Genomic DNA, 16,847 nt, shown 5'->3' with positions numbered 1-16,847 from the left:
GCAGCACGGCACCGTCAGCGGATCGGCGGCACCGGCGCGATTCCGCCGTCATCGTCGCGCGGCAACCGCGCCACCATCTCCCGGAACTCCCGCACGGTCAGCGCCTCGCGCAACGTGGCGAAGACGGCTCCGGTGCCGGTCCGGGCGGTGGTCGGGTCCACCCCGGCGCGCTGGCCCACCCGGCGCAGAAACGCCGCCGGCCCGGCGTCCGGCACCGGCCGACTCGCGGCCGTCTGACCGCCGCCCACCTCGGGCACCTCCAGGTCCAGCCCGGCGACGCCGGTGTCCGGTCCGTCGGCGCTCAGGTCCAGCCCGGCCACGCTCGTGTCCGGCTCGATGGTCACCGCCGGGGGCGGATCGGCGGGCGGATCGGTCAGGTAGCCGTCGAGGTCGTCCGGGAGGTGCCCGGCGAGGTCGTCGGACGGGCCGCCGGTCACCCGTTCGGCCATCGTCTGGAGCACGGCGCGGGCGACGGCGGCAGCCTGCTCGGTCGGCAGACCGGAGCGTCGGGACACCGCGTCGATGAAGTGCGGGAACTGCCCTTCGCCGGCCCTGTCGGTCACGCTCGGGCGGTTACCCCCGGCCGGGGCCGGCAAACTGCGCCGTCGGCGCGGCGAACCGAGGGCCGCCCGTCCCCACCGGCACCGGCTCAGTCCGACTCGACCTCGACGTCCTCGGCCAGCAGGTCGAGCAGCAGCGCCGCGGTCCAGCCGAAGGCCGGCGAACCCAGCCCGGCCCCGGTGTCCGGATGGAAGTACTCGTGGCAGCCCGCGCCGGCCACCAGCGAGATCATCGAGTGGCGCAACCCGGCGGCCAGGTCCGGGTGCCCGTGCGCGAGCAGGCCGCGTCGCACCAGCCAGCCGAGGTTCAGCCAGCTCGGCCCGCGCCAGTAGCGCAACGGCTCGAACTCCGGCGCGGTCCGGTCGTGGCTGGGCAGCGGCCGGTCCATCCGTCGGGCCACCCCGAAGCGCGCCGACCGGGCCTCGACGACCAGCGCGTCGGCCTGCGCGGTCGGCAGGTCGGGCAGGAGCAGCGGCGCCAGCCCGAGCACCGTACGAGGACCGACCAGCCGGTCGGTGCGCAGGTCGCGAGGGGCGAACGTGCCGGTCGCCGGGTCGTACAGCCGGCGGACCACGGCCTCGGTGATCCGGGCCGCGCGGGCCCGGTGCGGCCCGGGGTCGGCACCGAGGAGCGTGGCGATCCGGGCCAGCGCGTGTTCGGCCGCCCCGAACGCCGCGTTGAACAGGGGGCACTCCACCAGGAACGGGTGGCCGTCGGCCAGGGACCGATCGGAGTAGCCGCCGTCCCGGTAGGCGGCGACGATCGCCAGGTAACGCGCGTAGTCCAGGTCCGTGGGGCGGTGCGCCGCGTCGGCGTGCATGGTGTCGTGCCGACGGTACGCGCGCATCACCGCCGCCTCGGCCTGCACCGCGGCCATCGGCTCGTCCCAGGCCGGGCTGTTGTCCAGCCCGGACTCCCACGGGTGCACGATGCAGACCAGCCCGTCGCCACCCAGGTCCCGCCGGTCGGCCAGGTAGCGCTGCTGGGCGACCAGCGCGGGATAGAGCCGGCGCAGCGCGGCCAGGCTGGCCGGACCGGGCGCCCGCCGGTACGCCAGCCAGGCGGCGAGGGCGTGCACCGGCGGCTGCACCAGGCCGGAGGTGTCGACGGCGGGTGCTCCCTCGGCGATGGCGGAACGCCACAGCTCGGGCCCCGGAAAGTACGCGCCGACGCGCATCGCCGGGTTGAACACGATGTGCGGCACCCGACCGTCGGCCCACTGTGCCCGGAACAGGCTCGCCAGCTCCCGCCAGGCCCGGTGCGGACGGACCTGGGCCAGCCCGATCGCGATGAACGCGGAGTCCCAGCTCCACTGGTGCGGGTAGAGCGTGCGCGAGGGCACGGTGTGGTCGTGCTCCCAGTTGGCGTCGAGCGTGGCGACGGCGAGCTGGCGCAGCCCGGCGAGGTCGGCCGGCCCGCCGGTACGGGCTGGCGCGGCTCCGGTGGTCATGCCGCGGCCCGCCGGGGCTGAGCGTGTCGCAACACGGTGGCGGCCTGCTGGAGGGCACGGACCGGGTCGCCGCGCAGCCGACACTCCAGCGCGAGCCAGCCCCGGTAGTCCAGCTCCAGCAGGGTACGCACCAGCGCCGGCCAGTCCAGGTGCCCGGCGCCGGGCTGATATCGGTTGGAGTCGCTGACCTGCACGTGGCCAAGGTACGGCGCGGCGGTGCGGAGCGCCCGGTGCACGTCGTCCTCCTCGATGTTCATGTGAAAGGTGTCGGCGACCACCCGGATCGACGGTAGTCCGACCGCCGCGCAGAGCGCGGCCGCCTCGTCGAGCCGGTTGACCATGTGATCCTCGTACCGGTTGAGGGGTTCCAGAAAGAGGCTGACCCCCTCGGCCTGGGCGTGCTCACCCAGCTCGCCCAGGGCGTCCATGAGCACCCTGCGGTCACCGGTCGGCGGGCGCGGCGGCTCGAACGGTGGTAGCCGCCGGGAGAACATTCCCCAGGATGCCGGCGTCAGCGCCCCGACACCGCCCAGCTCGGCGATCACCGAGAGCTGGGAGCGCAGGTTGCGGACCGCGTCGGCGGACCGGGCCGGGTCGAAGTCGCCGATGAAGTGGTCCATCTCGACACAGACGGTGGGCATCACCACCCCGGCGGCGCGAGCCCGGCGCAGCTCGGGCAGCCGGTCGGCGAACGCGAGGTCGCCGCGCCCCCGCAGCTCGATGCCCTGGTAACCAAGGGCGGTGGCGAGGGCGTACTTCTGGATCAGGTCGGTGCCCGGCAGGAGCTGTTCCTGGCAGGCCAGCGCGATGGTGGTCATCTAGAACCTCAGCACCACTTGGAGGACGTCACCGGCGCCGCGGTCGAGCAGCGCGAGGGCGTCGGCGACGGCGGTGGCGTCGACGATGTGGCTGACCAGCGGCAACGGGTCGACGCTGTGTTCGGCCACCAGCTCCATGAAGGTCTGTGCCACCCGGTCGCCGGTCCATCGCCCGGCCATGCTCGGCGCGGGGGTGGGGCCGGAGACCTGGGCGGCCACCAACTGGATGCGGTTGTGGTGGAACTCCTCACCGAGGCCGAGCCCGTCGGCCTGGCCCTGGTAGAAGCCGGCGGCCACGACACGGCCGGCGTGTGCGGTGGACCGGATCGCCTCGTGCAGCGCCGGGTACGCCCCGGACAGCTCCAGACAGACGTCCGCGCCCCGGCCACCGGTGGCCCGGCGCAGCTCGCCGGCGGCGGACTCGACGCCGGCCTCCACGGTCGACCGGGCGCCGTAACGGGCGGCCTGCAGGAGCCGGGTGGGCACCCGGTCGACCGCCACCACCCGGGCACCGGAGAGCACCGCGAGCCGGGTGGCCAGCAGCCCGATGACGCCCTGCCCGAAGACACCGACCCAGTCGCCGAGGTGCAGGTCGCCGGCGAGCACGGCGGTCAGCGCCACGGCACCGGGACGGGCGAAGACCGCGGCCAGTGGGTCCAGCCCGGCGGGCAACGGACGGACCGCCTCGGCGGCCAGCACGGCCTCGGCGCGGTGCCCCCAGATGCCCCAGACCAACTGCCCCGGGTGCCGGTCGATGACCTGCGGGGCCACCTCGACCACCTCGCCGACCTCCTCGTAGCCGAAGCCGATCAGCGGGTAGGGCACCGGGGTCTGCCGGGGCACGAACATCCGGGCGACGTCGTCCCAGTCCTTGCTGAGTCGGGGGTTGCTGCCGCGGTAGAGGGTCAGCTCGGTGCCGGCCGAGATGCCCGAGTAGCAGGTGCGGACCCGGACCTGGCCTGGGCCGAGCGGATCCGGCGGACAGGGCTCGAGGCTGATCCGTCGAGGCCCCGCGAGCGAGACAACCCAGTTGCCCATGTGTCACATCCCGGTAGCACTGGGCTCCAGGATAGGCAAGAAATCGCTATATGTCTTGTTATTGATCTATCGAAGGTGTTGAATCCGTCATGTACCCTTCGAGAGGAGTGCCACCGATGTCAGCACCTCCGAGGCGGATACTCGCCACCACCCTGATCATGGCACTTGCCGGGTCCACCCTGCTGGCCTGCGGCGACGACGGATCCGACAGCAACAGCAAAAAGATCACCGTGTGGAGCCTGGAGGATGTGGCCGACCGGGTCACCGCCACCAAGGCGATCATCGCCGACTTCACCGCGCAGACCGGGATCCAGGTCGAGCTGGTCACGGTGAACGAGGACCAGTTCCCCTCCCTGATCGCGGCGAACGCCGCAGCCGGCGACCTGCCCGACGTGGTCGGTTCGGTCTCCCTGGCCGGCATCCGTACGCTCGCCGGCAACGACCTGCTGCACACCTCGGCCAACGCGGACATCGTCGAGAAGCTGGGCCGGCAGACCTTCTCACCCCGCGCACTGGAGTTGACCTCCGACGACGGCAAGCAGCTCTCCGTGCCGAGTGACGGCTGGGGGCAGCTCCTCGTCTACCGCAAGGACCTCTTCGCCGCCGCCGGCCTGCCCGCCCCCGACACGTACGAACGGATCACGGCAGCCGCGGCCAAGCTGAACACCGGTGGCGTCGCCGGGATCGCCGCGGCGACCGCACCCAGCGACGTGTTCACCCAGCAGACATTCGAGCACCTGGCACTGGCCAACGGTTGTCAGCTCACCGACGACGGCGGCGCGGTCACCCTGGACTCGCCGCAGTGTGTGGAGGCGTTCCGCTTCTACGGCGACCTGATCCGCACCAGCTCGGTGAAGGGCGCGCAGGACGTCGACACCACCCGGGCCACCTACTTCGCCGGCAAGGCGGCCATGGTGGTCTGGTCGCCGTTCATCCTCGACGAGCTGGCCGGGCTGCGCAACGACGCCAAGCCGACCTGCCCGCAGTGTCAGGCCGACCCGGCGTTCCTGGCGAAGAACAGCGGCTTCGTCACCGCGATCAAGGGCCCGAACGGCACCGAGCCGGCCCAGTACGGCGAGATCAGCTCCTGGGCGGTCCTCGACGGCGCGGCGGCCGACCCGGCGAAGTCCTTCGTGGAATACCTGCTCGACGCCGGCTACCCGCGCTGGTTCGGGATGTCCCCGGAGGGCCGCTTCCCGGTACGCAAGGGCACCGTGGCCGAGCCGGAGAAGTTCCTCACCGCGTGGAACGCCAGCCAGGCCGGCGTGGACGTGAAGAAGCCGCTGGCCGAGGTATACGGCGACGAGGTACTGGCCAACCTGCGCCGCAGCCCGGACACCTTCCAGCGCTGGGGCCTCACCCAGGGGCAGGGCAAGCTGGTCGGCGCGATGCTCGGCGAGTTGCCGGTGCCCAAGGCGTTGAACGACGTCATCTCCGGCAAGTCCGACGCGGCGGCCGCCGCCGGCCGGGCCAAGAAGGACGTCGAGGCCATCAAGGCCGGGGTCAATTGACCACCACCGCGCCCGAGACCGGCCGCTCCCCTACCGGGGAGCGGCCGACCCGGGCCCGCCGACGCCGACCACTGACCCTGCGCCGCCGCGAGTCCCGGGCCGGGCTCGCGCTGGTCGCACCGACCCTGTTCGTCACCATCGCCGTCATCGGCGTACCGATCGTCTGGACGGTGGTGCTCGCCTTCCAGCGGGTCCGGCTCGCCACGCTGCGCAAGACCGGCCTGTTCGGCGAGTTCACCATGGACAACATCGACCGGGTGCTGCACACCCCCGGCTTCGCCGGCACGCTCTGGACCACACTGATCTACAGCCTCGGCGGCACCGTCGGGTCGATCCTGCTCGGCCTCGTCGCCGCCCTGGTGGTCCGCCGGCCGTTCCGCGGTCGCACCCTGGTCCGGGCGTCCATGCTGCTGCCGTACGTGGCGCCGGTGGTCGCGGTGACCTTCGTCTGGCAGGTGATGCTCGACCCGCAGCTCGGCATCGTCAACGACTGGGGTCAGCGGCTACTCGGTTGGGACGCCCCGGTGCCGTTCCTGTCCCAGGAGTCGACCGCGCTGGCCACGGTGATCGCGTTCGAGGCGTGGCGGTACTTCCCGTTCGCGTTCCTTTTCCTGCTGGCCCGGCTCCAGGCGGTGCCCGGTGAGTTGGAGGAGGCCGCCCGGGTCGACGGCGCCACCCCCACCCAACGGTTCCGGCACATCCTGCTGCCGCAGCTGCTGCCGGTGATCGCCCTGCTGGGCGTGCTGCGGTTCATCATGACGTTCAACAAGTTCGACGACGTCTACCTGCTCACCGGCGGGGCCGCCGGCACCGAGGTGGTCAGCGTCCGGGTGTACGAGTTCCTCACCGCGCGTACCGACATCGGCGCCGCGGCCGCGCAGGCGGTCGTGCTGGCCGTGGTGCTCATCGTGTTCGTGGTGATCTACCTGCGCTTCTTCGGACGGAGGGTGGGCTGATGGACCGGGACCTCGTCGAGACGGTGAGCCTGCGTTGGTTGCGTCGCCTGGTGATCGCCGCGTTCCTGGTGGTCACCGTCTTCCCCTTCTACTACATGCTGGTCCTGTCGGTACGCCCCATCGAGCGGCTGCTGCTCGACCCCGGCTCGCTGGTGGTCGGTTTCGGCGAGCTGACCGTGGACACGTACACCGAGGTGCTCAGGTCCACCGACGACGGTGGCCAGGGGTTCCTCACCTTCATCCGCAACAGTGGACTGGTCGCCGTGGCGGCGACCCTGCTCACCCTGCTGGTGGCGATCCCCGGGGCGTACGCGGTGGCCCGGTTGCGGTTCTTCGGCCGGCGGCAGGTCGACTTCCTGTTCCTGGCCGTCTACCTGTTCCCGTCGATCGTCATCGCGATCCCGCTGTTCGTGGCCTTCACCTGGGTCCACCTGCGCGGCTCGCTGTTCGGCCTGGTGCTGGTCTACCTCTCGCAGACGCTGCCGGTCTCGGTCTACATGCTGAAGAACTACTTCGAGACCATTCCGGTCAGCCTGGAGGAATCCGCAGCGATCGACGGCGCCGGCCGGCTCGGCATCATCCGCCGGGTCAGCCTGCCGCTCGCCGCACCATCGATCATGGCGGTCGCCCTCTACGACTTCATGATCGCCTGGAACGAGTTCCTGTTCGCCCTGCTGTTCCTGGTCGACAAGCGCGACCGGTGGACCGTGTCGCTCGGGTTGTCCCAGCTCGCCGACGGGGTGGAGGTTCCCAAGACGGTGTTGATGGCCGGGTCGGTCATCCTCACCCTGCCCATCGTGATCCTCTTCTTCGCCAGTGAACGGCTGCTCACCGAGGGGCTGACCAGCGGCGCCGAGAAGGGCTGACCGAGCGGTGTCATCGGCCGACGAATCGCCGGCCGATGACACCGCTGGTGTGCCACCTGATCCGTAGCATCGGTGCAGGTCAGGATCGGGCAGGCGAGGAGCCGGCGATGGGTCAGACAGAGCAGCGTGGTCCAACGCAGACCGTGGGCGAGGACTACACCGAGCGGTTGCGACGGCTCGGTGGCGCCCGCTGGAAGCGGCTGCTCGACGTACAGGCGCCCTACCGGTGGAACCTGCGCCGGCTGCGGCTCGGGCACACCCTCGACGTCGGTTCCGGCCTGGGCCGCAACCTGGCCAACCTGGACGGCAACGGCGTCGGGGTGGACCACAACCCGACCTCGGTGGCGCACACCCGGGCCGCCGGCTTCGAGGCGTACACGGTCGAGGAGTTCCAGAACAGCGAGCACGCCCGGCCGAGCGCGTTCGACGCGCTGCTCGCCGCCCACCTGCTGGAGCACCTGCCCGCCACGGACGCACGGGAGGTGATCGCCTCCTACCTGCCGTACGTGCGATCCGGCGGCACCGCCGTCTTCATCACGCCGCAGGAACGCGGGTACGCCAGCGACGCCTCACACGTTCGGTTCGTCGGCTTCGCCGAGGCGGCCCGGACCTGCCAGGAGCTCGGCCTGACCGTCACCCGGCAGTTCTCGTTCCCGTTCCACCGGGCGCTGGGCCGGGTCTTCACCCACAACGAGTTCGTCACCGTGGCCCGGCTGCCCTGACCTGCTCCCCGGGTCGCCCACGGGCTCCCCGCCGGCCCGGTTACGGTGGGTTCATGGCCAATCCGACCCGCTGGGCTACCGACACCGACCCCGAGCACTCGCAGTGGTACATCGACCGGTTCCGCAAGCTGGTGGCCGAGGGAGCGGACCTGGCCGGCGAGGCGCGGCTGGTGGACACTCTGGTGCCGCCCGGCTCGCGGATCCTCGACGCCGGCAGCGGCACCGGCCGAGTGGGCGCCGCGCTGGCCCAGCGGGGGCACACCGTGGTCGGGGTGGACGCCGACCCCGCGCTGGTGGCCGCCGCCCGTGCCGATTACCCCGGCCCGCACTGGCTGGTCGCCGACCTGGCCGAGCTGGACCTGCCGGCGGCCGGCGAGGCCGAGCCGTTCGACGCCGCGGTGCTGGCCGGCAACGTGCTCGCCTTCGTCGCGGTCGGGACCGAGCCGGACGTGCTGCGCCGGGTCGCCGAGCACCTGCGCCCGGACGGCGTGCTGGCGGTGGGCTTCGGCACCGAACGCGGTTATCCGCTCAGCGCCTTCGACGCCGACGCGGTCGCCGCCGGACTGCGGGTGGAGCACCGCTTCGCCACCTGGGACCTGCGCCCGTGGCGCGACGACGCGGCCTTCGCGGTCACCGTCCTGCGCCGCCCGGCCGGCTGACGCCCACGCCGCCGGCGGGTTGCGCTGACGCTCAGGCGGGCGCGGCGACCGCCCGTGCGGCGGCCGGATCCAGGGTGGCACCGGCCGGCACCAGGCTGACCAGGCTGGCCGGCAGGCGCACCGGCCGCACGTCGCGGTAACCGAGCATCGCGAGCACGTCCCGGTCGGCCAGCACGTACCGCCGGCCCAGGTCGGTGACCACGGACACCGCGCCACCGGACGCGCCGGGCCCCGCGGCGGCCTCGACGACCGCGCCGCGCCCCGGTTCCACCACGACGTGGTCGGCGAGCACGGCGCCACCGGCCTGGGCGGCCCGCAGCGCGGCGGCCAGGTCCGGCAGCGGTACGCCCCAGCGGACCTCGCCGACCCCACCGTCGTCGCCGACCCGGGTGCAGAGCGCCGCGTCGTCGACGGCCGCGAGCCGGGGCGGGGCAGGCGGCGGGGCGGTCGGGCCGCTCGGCGCGAGATCGGGGACCGTGGGCAGCGCGGCGAACCGACCCAGCGTCATCGACTCCGGCTCGCCCTGCCCGGTGCGGGCCAGCAACAGCCCGGCCTGCAGTTCGGTGATCCCGGCCAGCCCGGCGTCGAGCGCCACCGCGTACTGCCGACCGCCGCCCGAGTTGCGCACCAGGTAGACCTGGCCGACCGTGGCGCCCGGCACCCGCGTGGCCGGCTCGCCCAGGTCCGGTAGCGCAAGTGGGGCCAGATCGAGGCCGGCCGGCAACGAGTTGAGCAGGGCGGGCGCCACCGGCACCGCCCGGGCCCGGGTGGTGGCCAGCGCGGCGAGCACCCGGTTGGGATCACGGATCAGGTGGCGCCGCTGGTGCCAGACGAGGTGCAGCCCGCCGTCGGGGTGGCGCAGCAGCAGCGCTTCGTCGCCGAGCGGCCGGCCGCCGTCGGGCTCGCTGCCGATCAGCAGGGCGGAGCGCGGTGCCGCACCGGCCGGGCTCGTCGAGCAGACCGTCCACGCCGTGGTGGCCAACCGACCCCGGGCGGGCAGCGAATCCGGCGCGTCCGCGATGCCCAGCGGCAGCCCACGCGGGACGCCGTCGATCGAGCGGCGGGAGACCAGCACGGTCTTGGAGCGCTCCGCGCCGACGATCAGCAGCGCGGAGGCGTAGTTGAGCACCGGATGCAGCTTCTGCTCGCGGTAGACGAACCGGGCGCCGGACTCCTTCTCCACGATCACCGCGCCCGCGTCGCGCCAGCCGTTGCCGCCGCCGGCGAACAGGCCGTAGAGCGCCGAGCCGCCCAGCCCGATCGCCGCGACCAGCACGCTGGCCAGGCCCGCGCCGGCCAGCCGCCGAAACGGTGACTGGGCCGGGTCGGTCTCCCGCATCACCAGGGCGGCGACCGCCCGCTGGACGCTGAACTGGTAGGAGTGCAGCTGGTCCTGCCGCGACGGCATGAGGTCCCTTTCGGTGGATCGCCCGGGCACAGGATATGCGTTGCGTCGATGTCCCGTGGACCCAGAGTGGGCGTTGCGGCACCGACCGGTACCATTCGGGGACGAATCCGGCGGCGAGGGAGCACCCGTGGGCGCGCGTTTCGAGGAGCTGGCCTGGCGGGAGACCCCCATCGGTGCGATCAGCCTGCGGCGACGTCGGGACCCGGCGCTCCAGGTCGAGGTGTACGAGGTCAAGCTCGACGACGAGTTCCTGATGTCCAGCCTCTTCCCCGTCGCGGAGATCGAGCTGGCCCGGCTGGGCCTGGCGGAGCTGGCCGGGGACTCGCTCGACGTGGTGGTCGGTGGCCTCGGGCTGGGCTACACCGCCTGCGCCGCGCTGGCCGACCCGCGAGTGCGCTCACTGCTGGTGGTGGAGGCGATCGAGGACGTGATCGACTGGCACCGGCAGGGGCTGCTGCCGTTCGCGGCGGGGCTCGCCGAGGACCCGCGTACGCGGTTCGTGCTGGCCGACTTCTTCGCGGCGGTGGCCGGCGACACCGGCTTCGACGCCGAGGCGCCCGGGCGGCGATTCGACGCGGTGCTGCTCGACGTCGACCACTCCCCCCGCAACGTCCTGCACCCCAGCCACGCCGCGTTCTACCCACCGGCCGGTCTGCGCCGGCTGGCCGCCCTGTTGCGCCCGGAGGGTGTCTTCGCGCTCTGGTCCGACGACCCGCCGGACGCCGAGTTCAGCGCTGCGCTCGCCGAGGTGTTCGCGACCGCGCAGGCGCACGTGGTGCCGTTCGCCAACCCGCTGACCGGGGGCCAGTCCGCCAACACCGTCTACGTCGCCCGTACCGCCGGCTGAGCTGGCCTCCCGGGCACGGCCGCCTTTTCACGCCGTTCGGGCATGGTGTCGGCCGCAGCGGGAAGGTGACGCGGGGTCGCCGCCGCGGGCGCGACCGCTTACCGGAGGTGGACATGCGTGCACTGCTCTGGGTCGTCGGCGTGGTCGCTGGCGTGCTGATCCTGCTCGGGCTGCTCCTCGAAGCCGTCCGCTGGTTGATCATCATCGGGGCCATCGCGCTGGTGATCGTGATCATCCTGGGCGTGGTCAAGGGAGGGCAGGCGGCAATGCACCATCAGGGCCGGCGACGGTGAGGTCGGACGGGGTCGGGCCCGCTCAGAACCAGTCCGCGCGCATGTCCAGCGTGGTCCGGTCCCGGCTGTCCAACAGATCGAACTGCGGGCCGGTGCGGGGCAACTCGACGCTGAAGAAGTAACGCGCCGCCTGCCGCTTTCCGGCGTGAAAGGCGTCGCCGGACCCCTGCGGCGGCAGGACCAGCACCTGCTCCAGCCACATCCACGCGATCACGACGTGGCCGACCGCCTCCAGGTAGGCGCTCGCGTTGGCCAGCGCGGCGACCGGGTCGCCATCGGCCCAGAGCCGACGGGTGACCGACACGATCCGGTCCACCGCGTCGGCCAGCCGGTCGGCCAGGTCGGCAGCCTCGCCGCCGACCTGCCGGGCCCGGGTGACGGTGTCCCGGATCGTGTCGGTCAACAGGGTCAGGCCGACGCCGTTGCCCATGGTCATCTTGCGTCCCAGCAGGTCCAGCGCCTGGATGCCGTGGGTGCCCTCATGGATCGGGTTGAGCCGGTTGTCCCGGTAGTGCTGCTCCACGTCGTGGTCGCGCGTGTAGCCGGCGCCGCCGAGCACCTGGATCGCCAGGTCGTTGGCGGTCAGGCACCACTGCGACGGCCAGCTCTTGGTGATCGGGGTGAGTACGTCCAGCAGCAGGTGCGCCCGCTCGCGGTCGGCGTCGCTGGCAGCGGTCTTCTGCTCGTCGAGCACCCGCGCGCAGTAGAGCACCAGGGCCAACGCCCCCTCCACGTAGCTCTTCTGGGCCAGCAGCATCCGCCGTACGTCGGGGTGGTCGATGATCGGCACCTGCGGCGCGGCGGGGTCCTTGGCACCGACCGGCCGGCCCTGCGGCCGCTCCCGGGCGTACGCCAGGCTCTTGAGGTAGCCGGTGTAGCCCAGCGCGGTCGCGCCGGCCCCGACGCCGATCCGGGCCTCGTTCATCATGTGGAACATCTGGGCCAGCCCCTGGTGCGGCGGGCCGACCAGGTGACCCACCGCGCCGGCACGGCCGGCCGGCAGGTGACCGCCGTCGCCGAAGCTGAGCAGGGTGTTGGTGGTCCCCCGGAAGCCCATCTTGTGGTTGAGCCCGACCAGCACCACGTCGTTACGGTCGCCGAGCGACCCGTCCGGCCCGACGAGGACCTTCGGCACGATGAACAGCGAGATGCCCTTCACCCCGGGCGGGCCGCCGGGGATGCGCGCCAGCACCAGGTGGACGATGTTCTCGGCCAGCTCGTGGTCGCCGCCGGAGATCCACATCTTGGTGCCGAAGAGCCGGTACGTCCCGTCCGGCTGCGGCTCGGCGCGGGTGGTGATGTCGGCCAGCGAGCTGCCCGCGTGCGGCTCGGACAGGCACATGGTGCCGAAGAACCGGCCCTGGAGCATGGGTCGGACGTAGGTGTCGACCTGCTCCGGGCTGCCGTGCGCCAGCAGCAGGTTGGCGTTGCCCAGGGTGAGGAAGGGGTACGCCGAGGTGGCCACGTTGGCGGCCTGGAACCACGCGAGGCAGGCCGCCGTGACGGCGTGCGGCAGTTGCAGGCCGCCGACCGAGTCGTCCAGCGCGGCGGTGAGCAGGCCGGTCTCGGCGAAGCTGTCCAGCGCCGCGCGGACCTGCGGGATCAGGTGCACCCGCTGCCCGTCGAAGGTGGGCTCGGCGAGGTCGGCGGCCCGGTTGTGCGGCGCGAACTGCTCGGTGGCCACCCGCTCGGCGAGGTCCAGGGCGTCGTCGAACGTCTCGCGGGAGTGCTCGGCGTAGCGAGGGCGCTCGACCAGCTTGGACACCTGGAGCCAGTCGTGCAGCAGGAAGTCCAGGTCACGGCGGGAGAGCAGGGTCGACGGCACGGCGCTCCTCAACGGGCACGGGGTGGGATGGGTCGGGGGCGCCGGCCCGGCGACGTCCCCGGCCCATCCTGGCGGATCCGCCGGGCAGGCACCACCGGCACCGGGGTCACCGGTGCCCGGCCCGACCGTCGACCCGGCCGACGAAGTGCAACTCACCGACGGCATCGCGCCGGCAGACGTCGCCGGTGCGGTAGAGCCGCGACGCCCCGCCGGGGCCGGGCCCGAACGCCGTCGCGGTCTCGGCGCCGGCCACCCGGTAGCCCCGGGCCAGTACCGGGCCGCCGATCACCAGTTCCCCCTCGCCGTCGCCGACGAGGGTCAGCCGGGCGCCCGCGACCGCTCGGCCGATCGGCGGGGGCGCGCTCCGGTCGGCGTACCGACGCAGGTCGCCGGTGGCGGTGACCAGGATGGTCGCCTCGGTGGGGCCGTACAGGTTGTGCACCGCGGCGCGGAACCCGGCGGGTGGCCAGAGCCGCAGCCGGTCACCCCTGGTGGCGAGGGTACGCAGCCGTCCGGTGTCCACCATCGAGCGCAGCAGCCACTCGGTCAGCGGGGTGCTGAGGAAGCAGTGGTCCACCCGACGAAGGGTCTCCACGATCCGCTCCGGGTCGCGCACCACCTCCTCGTCGGCGAGCACGACCGTCGCGCCTCGGATCAACGGCGCCCAGAGGTCCAGCAGCGCGGCGTCGACGGAGAGGTCACCGAAGGCGGCGGTACGCACGCCCGGCCCGAGACGGAAGAACGTCGCGTACCAGTCCAGCACGGTCCACAGACTCCGGTGGGCGACCTCGACCTGCTTCGGCTGGCTGGTCGAGCCCCCGGTGGAGTGCAGGTACGCCAGGTCGTCCGGCTCGGGCAGCCGCAGGTGCTCCTCACGTCCGGCACGGACGACGGTGACGTCGGCGGGCAGCCGGTCGACCAACTCCTCGGCGGCGACCGCGACCCGGCACCGCGCGTCGGTGAGGATCCGGGCGATCCGGGCCGGCGGCAACGTCGGGTCCAGCGGCAGGAAGGCGGCACCGCAGAACATCGCGGCGAGCGGACCGACGACCGCGGCGGCGGTACGCGGTTGCAGCACCGCCACCACCGCGCCCGGGTCGGGGCGTCCGCTGCGCCGGTCGGCCGAGGCGGGCAGTTCCCGGGCGAGGGCGCCGGCCAGGACGGTCGCGGCGGTCACCAGCTCGCGGTACCGCAGGGTGCCGCCCCGGTCCACGACGGCGGGGCGTTCGGGGTACGCGGCAGCACGCCGCAGTACCTCGGCCGGAACGCTGGTGGGACGGCCCGGGCCGGCGTTCGGTGCGGCGGTCACAGCGGTCCGTTGGGTCGGATCACAACATCGGCTCTCGGTCGACGCGACGGCGACGGCGCGTGGCGTGGCAGGACTGGGCACCCGGGGCCATCCTGGCACCGCCACCAGCGCCAAGGCCATCGGCCGACACCGATGCCAAGCGCGGCGATCACACCCCATTTCATGCACGTGGGTCTATTGACACGCGCGCCGACCCGGCGCTCACACCTCGGTCGGCGGGAATTGTCGGACCGGCCGACTAGGGTGCCCGACCGTGACCGAACCCGGAGACGTTCCACCCGAGGTCCTCCACCGGCTGCGGCCGATCTGCCTCGGGCTGCCGGAGAGCTACGAGGAGCCGGCCTGGGTGGGCACCCGCTGGCGCATCCGCAAGCGGACCGTCGCCCACGTGCGCACCGTCGACCCCGGCCATGCGCGCGCCGTCGACGTGGACCGTCCGACCTGCCTGCTGACCTTCCGGTCGCCACCCGACGAGATCGCCGGGCTGGTGGCCAGCGGGCATCCGTTCTACAAGCCGGATTGGAGCCCGACCGTGCTGGGCATGGTCGTCGACGACGACACCGACTGGGACGAGGTCACCGAACTGCTCACCGAGAGCTACTGCCTGCTCGCCCCGAAGCGGCTCGCCGCCCTGGTCGACCGGCCTGGCCCGGCCAGCTGAGCGGCCGCGCGTCCGGCGGTTTCGTGCGGCGCGGCCCGGGGATACCGCGCGGCGGGTGGTCGGGTCCCGTCGGCCACGCACACCGAGGCCGCCGCCGGGCGGGTGAGGAGCGCACCGATGCCCAGCCTGCCCACCGGGGAGGATCCCCGGCTGACCCCGGTGCTCGACGAGGACCGGGTGTGCACGGGCGTGACGACCCTGCCGGGCCGGGTGTTCCTGAGCTACCCGTCGGCGGACGGGCCGGGCGTGCAGGTGGTCGAGGCGCTGCCGGACGGTCGGCGCGAGCCGTACCCGGATGCCGCGTGGAATCGGGTGGGCCACCGGCCGGACGGGGCGTTCGTGCACGTCAACGGTCTTCGTGCCGGCCCGGACGGCCGGTTGTGGATCGTCGACTCGGGTGCGCCGCAGCTCGGTGCCCCGCAGGTGCCCGGTGGGGCTCGACTGATCGTCGTCGACCCGGGCAGCGACCGGGTGCAGCGGGTCTACCAGCTCGCCGCGGCCGTACGGGCAACCAGCTACGTGGACGACGTCCGGTTCCACGGCGGCGTCGCCTACCTCACCGACGCCGGCGCACCCGGCCTGATCGTGCTCGACCTCGACTCGGGGCAGGCTCGGCGGGTGCTGGACGGGCACCCGAGCACCGTGGGCGGGCCCATGGTCGCCGACGGCCGGGCGCTGCGCGACCCGGACGGCGGCGAGATCCACATCAACGCCGACCAACTGGAGGTGTCACCCGACGGCCGGTGGCTGTACTACCAACCGTCCTCCGGCGGGATGTCCCGGATCGGTACCCGTTGGCTGGACGACCCGTCGGTGTCCGCGGGCGAGGTGGCCCGGCGGGTCGAACGGTGGTGCGACACACCGAGCACCGGCGGTACGGCGATCGACGCCGCCGGCACCATCTACCTCAGCGACGTGGCGGCTCGGCGCATCCTCACCCTGACACCGGACGGCAACGTACGCACGCTCGTCACGGACCCCCGGCTGGTCTGGGTGGACGCGATGTGGATCGACGCCGACGCCCGGCTCTGGCTGCCGGCCGCCCAACTGCACCTGACCGCCGGGCTCAACGGTGGGCACTCGGCCGTCGCGTACCCGATCCGCATCTACCGGATGTCGGTCGACGCCGGCCCGCCGCCGCTGGACCACGCCTGACCGATCGCGACCCGGCCCGCCGACCGGGGCCGGGCGGCGGTGTCGCAGGGTCGGGTTAGGGTCCGGGGCATGGCAGAGTTCGTACTGGTGGCAGGCGCGTGGCTGGGTTCGTGGGCATGGGACGAGGTGTTGCCACCGCTACGCGCGGTCGGCCACGGCACCCACCCGGTGACCCTCTCCGGCCTCGCCGAGAAGCGGGGCGTGCCGGCCGGGCAGCAGACCCACGTGCAGGACGTCGTCGGCGAGATCGAGCGGCGCGACCTGCGCGACGTGGTGCTGGTCGGGCACAGCTACTCGGGCATCCCGGTGGGTCAGGCGGCCACGCGGATCGGCGACCGGCTGACCCGGGTCGTCTTCGTCGACTCGGAGGTGCCGGTCGACGGCGGGTCGTTCGCGTCCGGCTGGTGGCAGGGCCCGGCGGCACTGGAGTCGGTGATCGCCGACAACGGGGGCTACTGGCCTACGCCGAGCGCCGCTGACGTCGACGGTCAGGGGCTCACCGACGAGCAGGTCACCCGGCTGATCGGGGGCGCCACCCCGCACCCCGGGGCCAGCCTCACCGAGCCGGCCGTGCTGACCCGCCCCCTCGGCGAGCTGCCCACGACGTACGTCAAATGCCTGCTCGACGGGCCCGAGCCCAACGACACCGTCGCCAAGCTGCTGACCAACGAGAGCTGGCGACTGGTCACCATGGCCACCGGCCACTGGCCGATGGTGTCCCAGCCGGCCGAGCTGGCCCGGTTGCTGCTGGCGGCGGCCGGCTGAGCG

The 16,847-nt window shown here is 73.1% G+C and carries 17 protein-coding genes; 10 read left to right on the top strand and 7 right to left on the bottom strand.

Annotated elements, in window-relative coordinates; all coding sequences use genetic code 11:
* Positions 1-14 precede the first annotated feature (14 nt).
* The 4 genes from ACFQGL_RS06825 to ACFQGL_RS06810 form a co-directional block, all read right to left on the bottom strand.
* Positions 15-563 (bottom strand): DUF2267 domain-containing protein, encoded by a 549-nt coding sequence (locus ACFQGL_RS06825; protein WP_377507036.1) that lies wholly within the window; start codon positions 561-563, stop codon positions 15-17.
* Positions 564-649: 86 nt separating this feature from the next.
* Complete coding sequence (locus ACFQGL_RS06820) at positions 650-2,011, bottom strand: MGH1-like glycoside hydrolase domain-containing protein (protein ID WP_377507033.1); 1,362 nt, start codon at positions 2,009-2,011, stop codon at positions 650-652.
* Complete coding sequence (locus tag ACFQGL_RS06815; protein ID WP_377507030.1) at positions 2,008-2,829, bottom strand: TIM barrel protein; 822 nt, start codon at positions 2,827-2,829, stop codon at positions 2,008-2,010. The genes ACFQGL_RS06820 and ACFQGL_RS06815 overlap by 4 nt, the downstream gene beginning before the upstream one ends.
* Positions 2,830-3,867: a zinc-dependent alcohol dehydrogenase gene (locus ACFQGL_RS06810; protein ID WP_377507027.1), complete on the bottom strand. Its 1,038-nt coding sequence runs from the start codon at positions 3,865-3,867 to the stop codon at positions 2,830-2,832. It abuts the gene before it with no gap.
* Positions 3,868-3,983: 116 nt separating this feature from the next.
* Between ACFQGL_RS06810 and ACFQGL_RS06805 the strand changes: the two genes are divergently transcribed.
* From ACFQGL_RS06805 to ACFQGL_RS06785, 5 genes are all read left to right on the top strand, one after another.
* Positions 3,984-5,378: an ABC transporter substrate-binding protein gene (locus tag ACFQGL_RS06805; RefSeq protein ID WP_377507024.1), complete on the top strand. Its 1,395-nt coding sequence runs from the start codon at positions 3,984-3,986 to the stop codon at positions 5,376-5,378.
* Positions 5,375-6,334 (top strand): carbohydrate ABC transporter permease, encoded by a 960-nt coding sequence (locus ACFQGL_RS06800; RefSeq protein ID WP_377507021.1) that lies wholly within the window; start codon positions 5,375-5,377, stop codon positions 6,332-6,334. The genes ACFQGL_RS06805 and ACFQGL_RS06800 overlap by 4 nt, the downstream gene beginning before the upstream one ends.
* Entirely contained in the window at positions 6,334-7,200 is an 867-nt protein-coding gene (locus ACFQGL_RS06795; RefSeq protein ID WP_377507018.1) for a carbohydrate ABC transporter permease, read from the top strand. Before ACFQGL_RS06800 ends, ACFQGL_RS06795 begins: the two co-directional genes overlap by 1 nt.
* 107 nt (positions 7,201-7,307) lie before the next feature.
* Entirely contained in the window at positions 7,308-7,922 is a 615-nt protein-coding gene (locus ACFQGL_RS06790) for a methyltransferase domain-containing protein (protein ID WP_377507015.1), read from the top strand.
* Positions 7,923-7,975: 53 nt separating this feature from the next.
* Positions 7,976-8,581 carry a class I SAM-dependent methyltransferase gene (locus ACFQGL_RS06785; RefSeq protein ID WP_377507012.1) on the top strand — a complete coding sequence of 202 codons (606 nt, stop codon included), beginning with the start codon at positions 7,976-7,978 and terminating at the stop codon, positions 8,579-8,581.
* A gap of 31 nt (positions 8,582-8,612) precedes the next feature.
* On the opposite strand, the gene eccB is transcribed toward ACFQGL_RS06785, so the two are convergent.
* Entirely contained in the window at positions 8,613-9,989 is a 1,377-nt protein-coding gene (gene eccB, locus ACFQGL_RS06780; RefSeq protein ID WP_377507009.1) for a type VII secretion protein EccB, read from the bottom strand.
* Positions 9,990-10,116: 127 nt separating this feature from the next.
* Between eccB and ACFQGL_RS06775 the strand changes: the two genes are divergently transcribed.
* Both ACFQGL_RS06775 and ACFQGL_RS06770 read left to right on the top strand, forming a co-directional pair.
* On the top strand, positions 10,117-10,836 hold the full coding sequence (locus ACFQGL_RS06775; protein WP_377507006.1) for a polyamine aminopropyltransferase: 720 nt from the start codon (positions 10,117-10,119) through the stop codon (positions 10,834-10,836).
* Positions 10,837-10,949: 113 nt separating this feature from the next.
* Complete coding sequence (locus ACFQGL_RS06770) at positions 10,950-11,129, top strand: hypothetical protein (RefSeq protein ID WP_377507003.1); 180 nt, start codon at positions 10,950-10,952, stop codon at positions 11,127-11,129.
* 22 nt (positions 11,130-11,151) lie between these two features.
* Here ACFQGL_RS06770 and ACFQGL_RS06765 read toward each other — a convergent pair whose 3' ends face one another.
* Entirely contained in the window at positions 11,152-12,954 is a 1,803-nt protein-coding gene (locus ACFQGL_RS06765; protein WP_377507000.1) for an acyl-CoA dehydrogenase, read from the bottom strand.
* Between the two features lie 106 nt (positions 12,955-13,060).
* A complete protein-coding gene (locus ACFQGL_RS06760) occupies positions 13,061-14,263 on the bottom strand; it encodes an AMP-binding protein (protein WP_377506997.1) in 1,203 nt (400 codons plus the stop codon).
* A gap of 253 nt (positions 14,264-14,516) precedes the next feature.
* On the opposite strand from ACFQGL_RS06760, the gene ACFQGL_RS06755 reads away from it, so the two are divergent.
* From ACFQGL_RS06755 to ACFQGL_RS06745, 3 genes are all read left to right on the top strand, one after another.
* Positions 14,517-14,924, top strand: a complete 408-nt coding sequence (locus tag ACFQGL_RS06755) for an MmcQ/YjbR family DNA-binding protein (protein ID WP_377506994.1) — start codon at positions 14,517-14,519, stop codon at positions 14,922-14,924.
* A 117-nt stretch (positions 14,925-15,041) separates the two neighbouring features.
* Positions 15,042-16,079: an L-dopachrome tautomerase-related protein gene (locus ACFQGL_RS06750; protein ID WP_377506991.1), complete on the top strand. Its 1,038-nt coding sequence runs from the start codon at positions 15,042-15,044 to the stop codon at positions 16,077-16,079.
* A 69-nt stretch (positions 16,080-16,148) separates the two neighbouring features.
* Positions 16,149-16,844: an alpha/beta fold hydrolase gene (locus ACFQGL_RS06745; protein WP_377506988.1), complete on the top strand. Its 696-nt coding sequence runs from the start codon at positions 16,149-16,151 to the stop codon at positions 16,842-16,844.
* Positions 16,845-16,847: the final 3 nt, after the last annotated feature.

It is taken from the genome of Micromonospora vulcania (assembly GCF_042658605.1).
Taxonomy (GTDB): domain Bacteria; phylum Actinomycetota; class Actinomycetes; order Mycobacteriales; family Micromonosporaceae; genus Micromonospora; species Micromonospora vulcania.
Note: the sequence above shows the minus strand (reverse complement) of the source record. Positions and strands in the feature narration are given on the sequence as shown.

What these genes read in the sequence shown, in the direction of transcription:
- ACFQGL_RS06820 (WP_377507033.1), bottom strand. Translation starts at nt 2,011, where the DNA reads ATGACCACCGGAGCCGCGCCAGCCCGTACCGGCGGGCCGGCCGACCTC.
- ACFQGL_RS06815 (WP_377507030.1), bottom strand. Translation starts at nt 2,829, where the DNA reads ATGACCACCATCGCGCTGGCCTGCCAGGAACAGCTCCTGCCGGGCACC.
- ACFQGL_RS06810 (WP_377507027.1), bottom strand. Translation starts at nt 3,867, where the DNA reads ATGGGCAACTGGGTTGTCTCGCTCGCGGGGCCTCGACGGATCAGCCTC.
- ACFQGL_RS06805 (WP_377507024.1), top strand. Translation starts at nt 3,984, where the DNA reads ATGTCAGCACCTCCGAGGCGGATACTCGCCACCACCCTGATCATGGCA.
- ACFQGL_RS06795 (WP_377507018.1), top strand. Translation starts at nt 6,334, where the DNA reads ATGGACCGGGACCTCGTCGAGACGGTGAGCCTGCGTTGGTTGCGTCGC.
- ACFQGL_RS06790 (WP_377507015.1), top strand. Translation starts at nt 7,308, where the DNA reads ATGGGTCAGACAGAGCAGCGTGGTCCAACGCAGACCGTGGGCGAGGAC.
- ACFQGL_RS06785 (WP_377507012.1), top strand. Translation starts at nt 7,976, where the DNA reads ATGGCCAATCCGACCCGCTGGGCTACCGACACCGACCCCGAGCACTCG.
- eccB (WP_377507009.1), bottom strand. Translation starts at nt 9,989, where the DNA reads ATGCCGTCGCGGCAGGACCAGCTGCACTCCTACCAGTTCAGCGTCCAG.
- ACFQGL_RS06770 (WP_377507003.1), top strand. Translation starts at nt 10,950, where the DNA reads ATGCGTGCACTGCTCTGGGTCGTCGGCGTGGTCGCTGGCGTGCTGATC.
- ACFQGL_RS06750 (WP_377506991.1), top strand. Translation starts at nt 15,042, where the DNA reads ATGCCCAGCCTGCCCACCGGGGAGGATCCCCGGCTGACCCCGGTGCTC.
- ACFQGL_RS06745 (WP_377506988.1), top strand. Translation starts at nt 16,149, where the DNA reads ATGGCAGAGTTCGTACTGGTGGCAGGCGCGTGGCTGGGTTCGTGGGCA.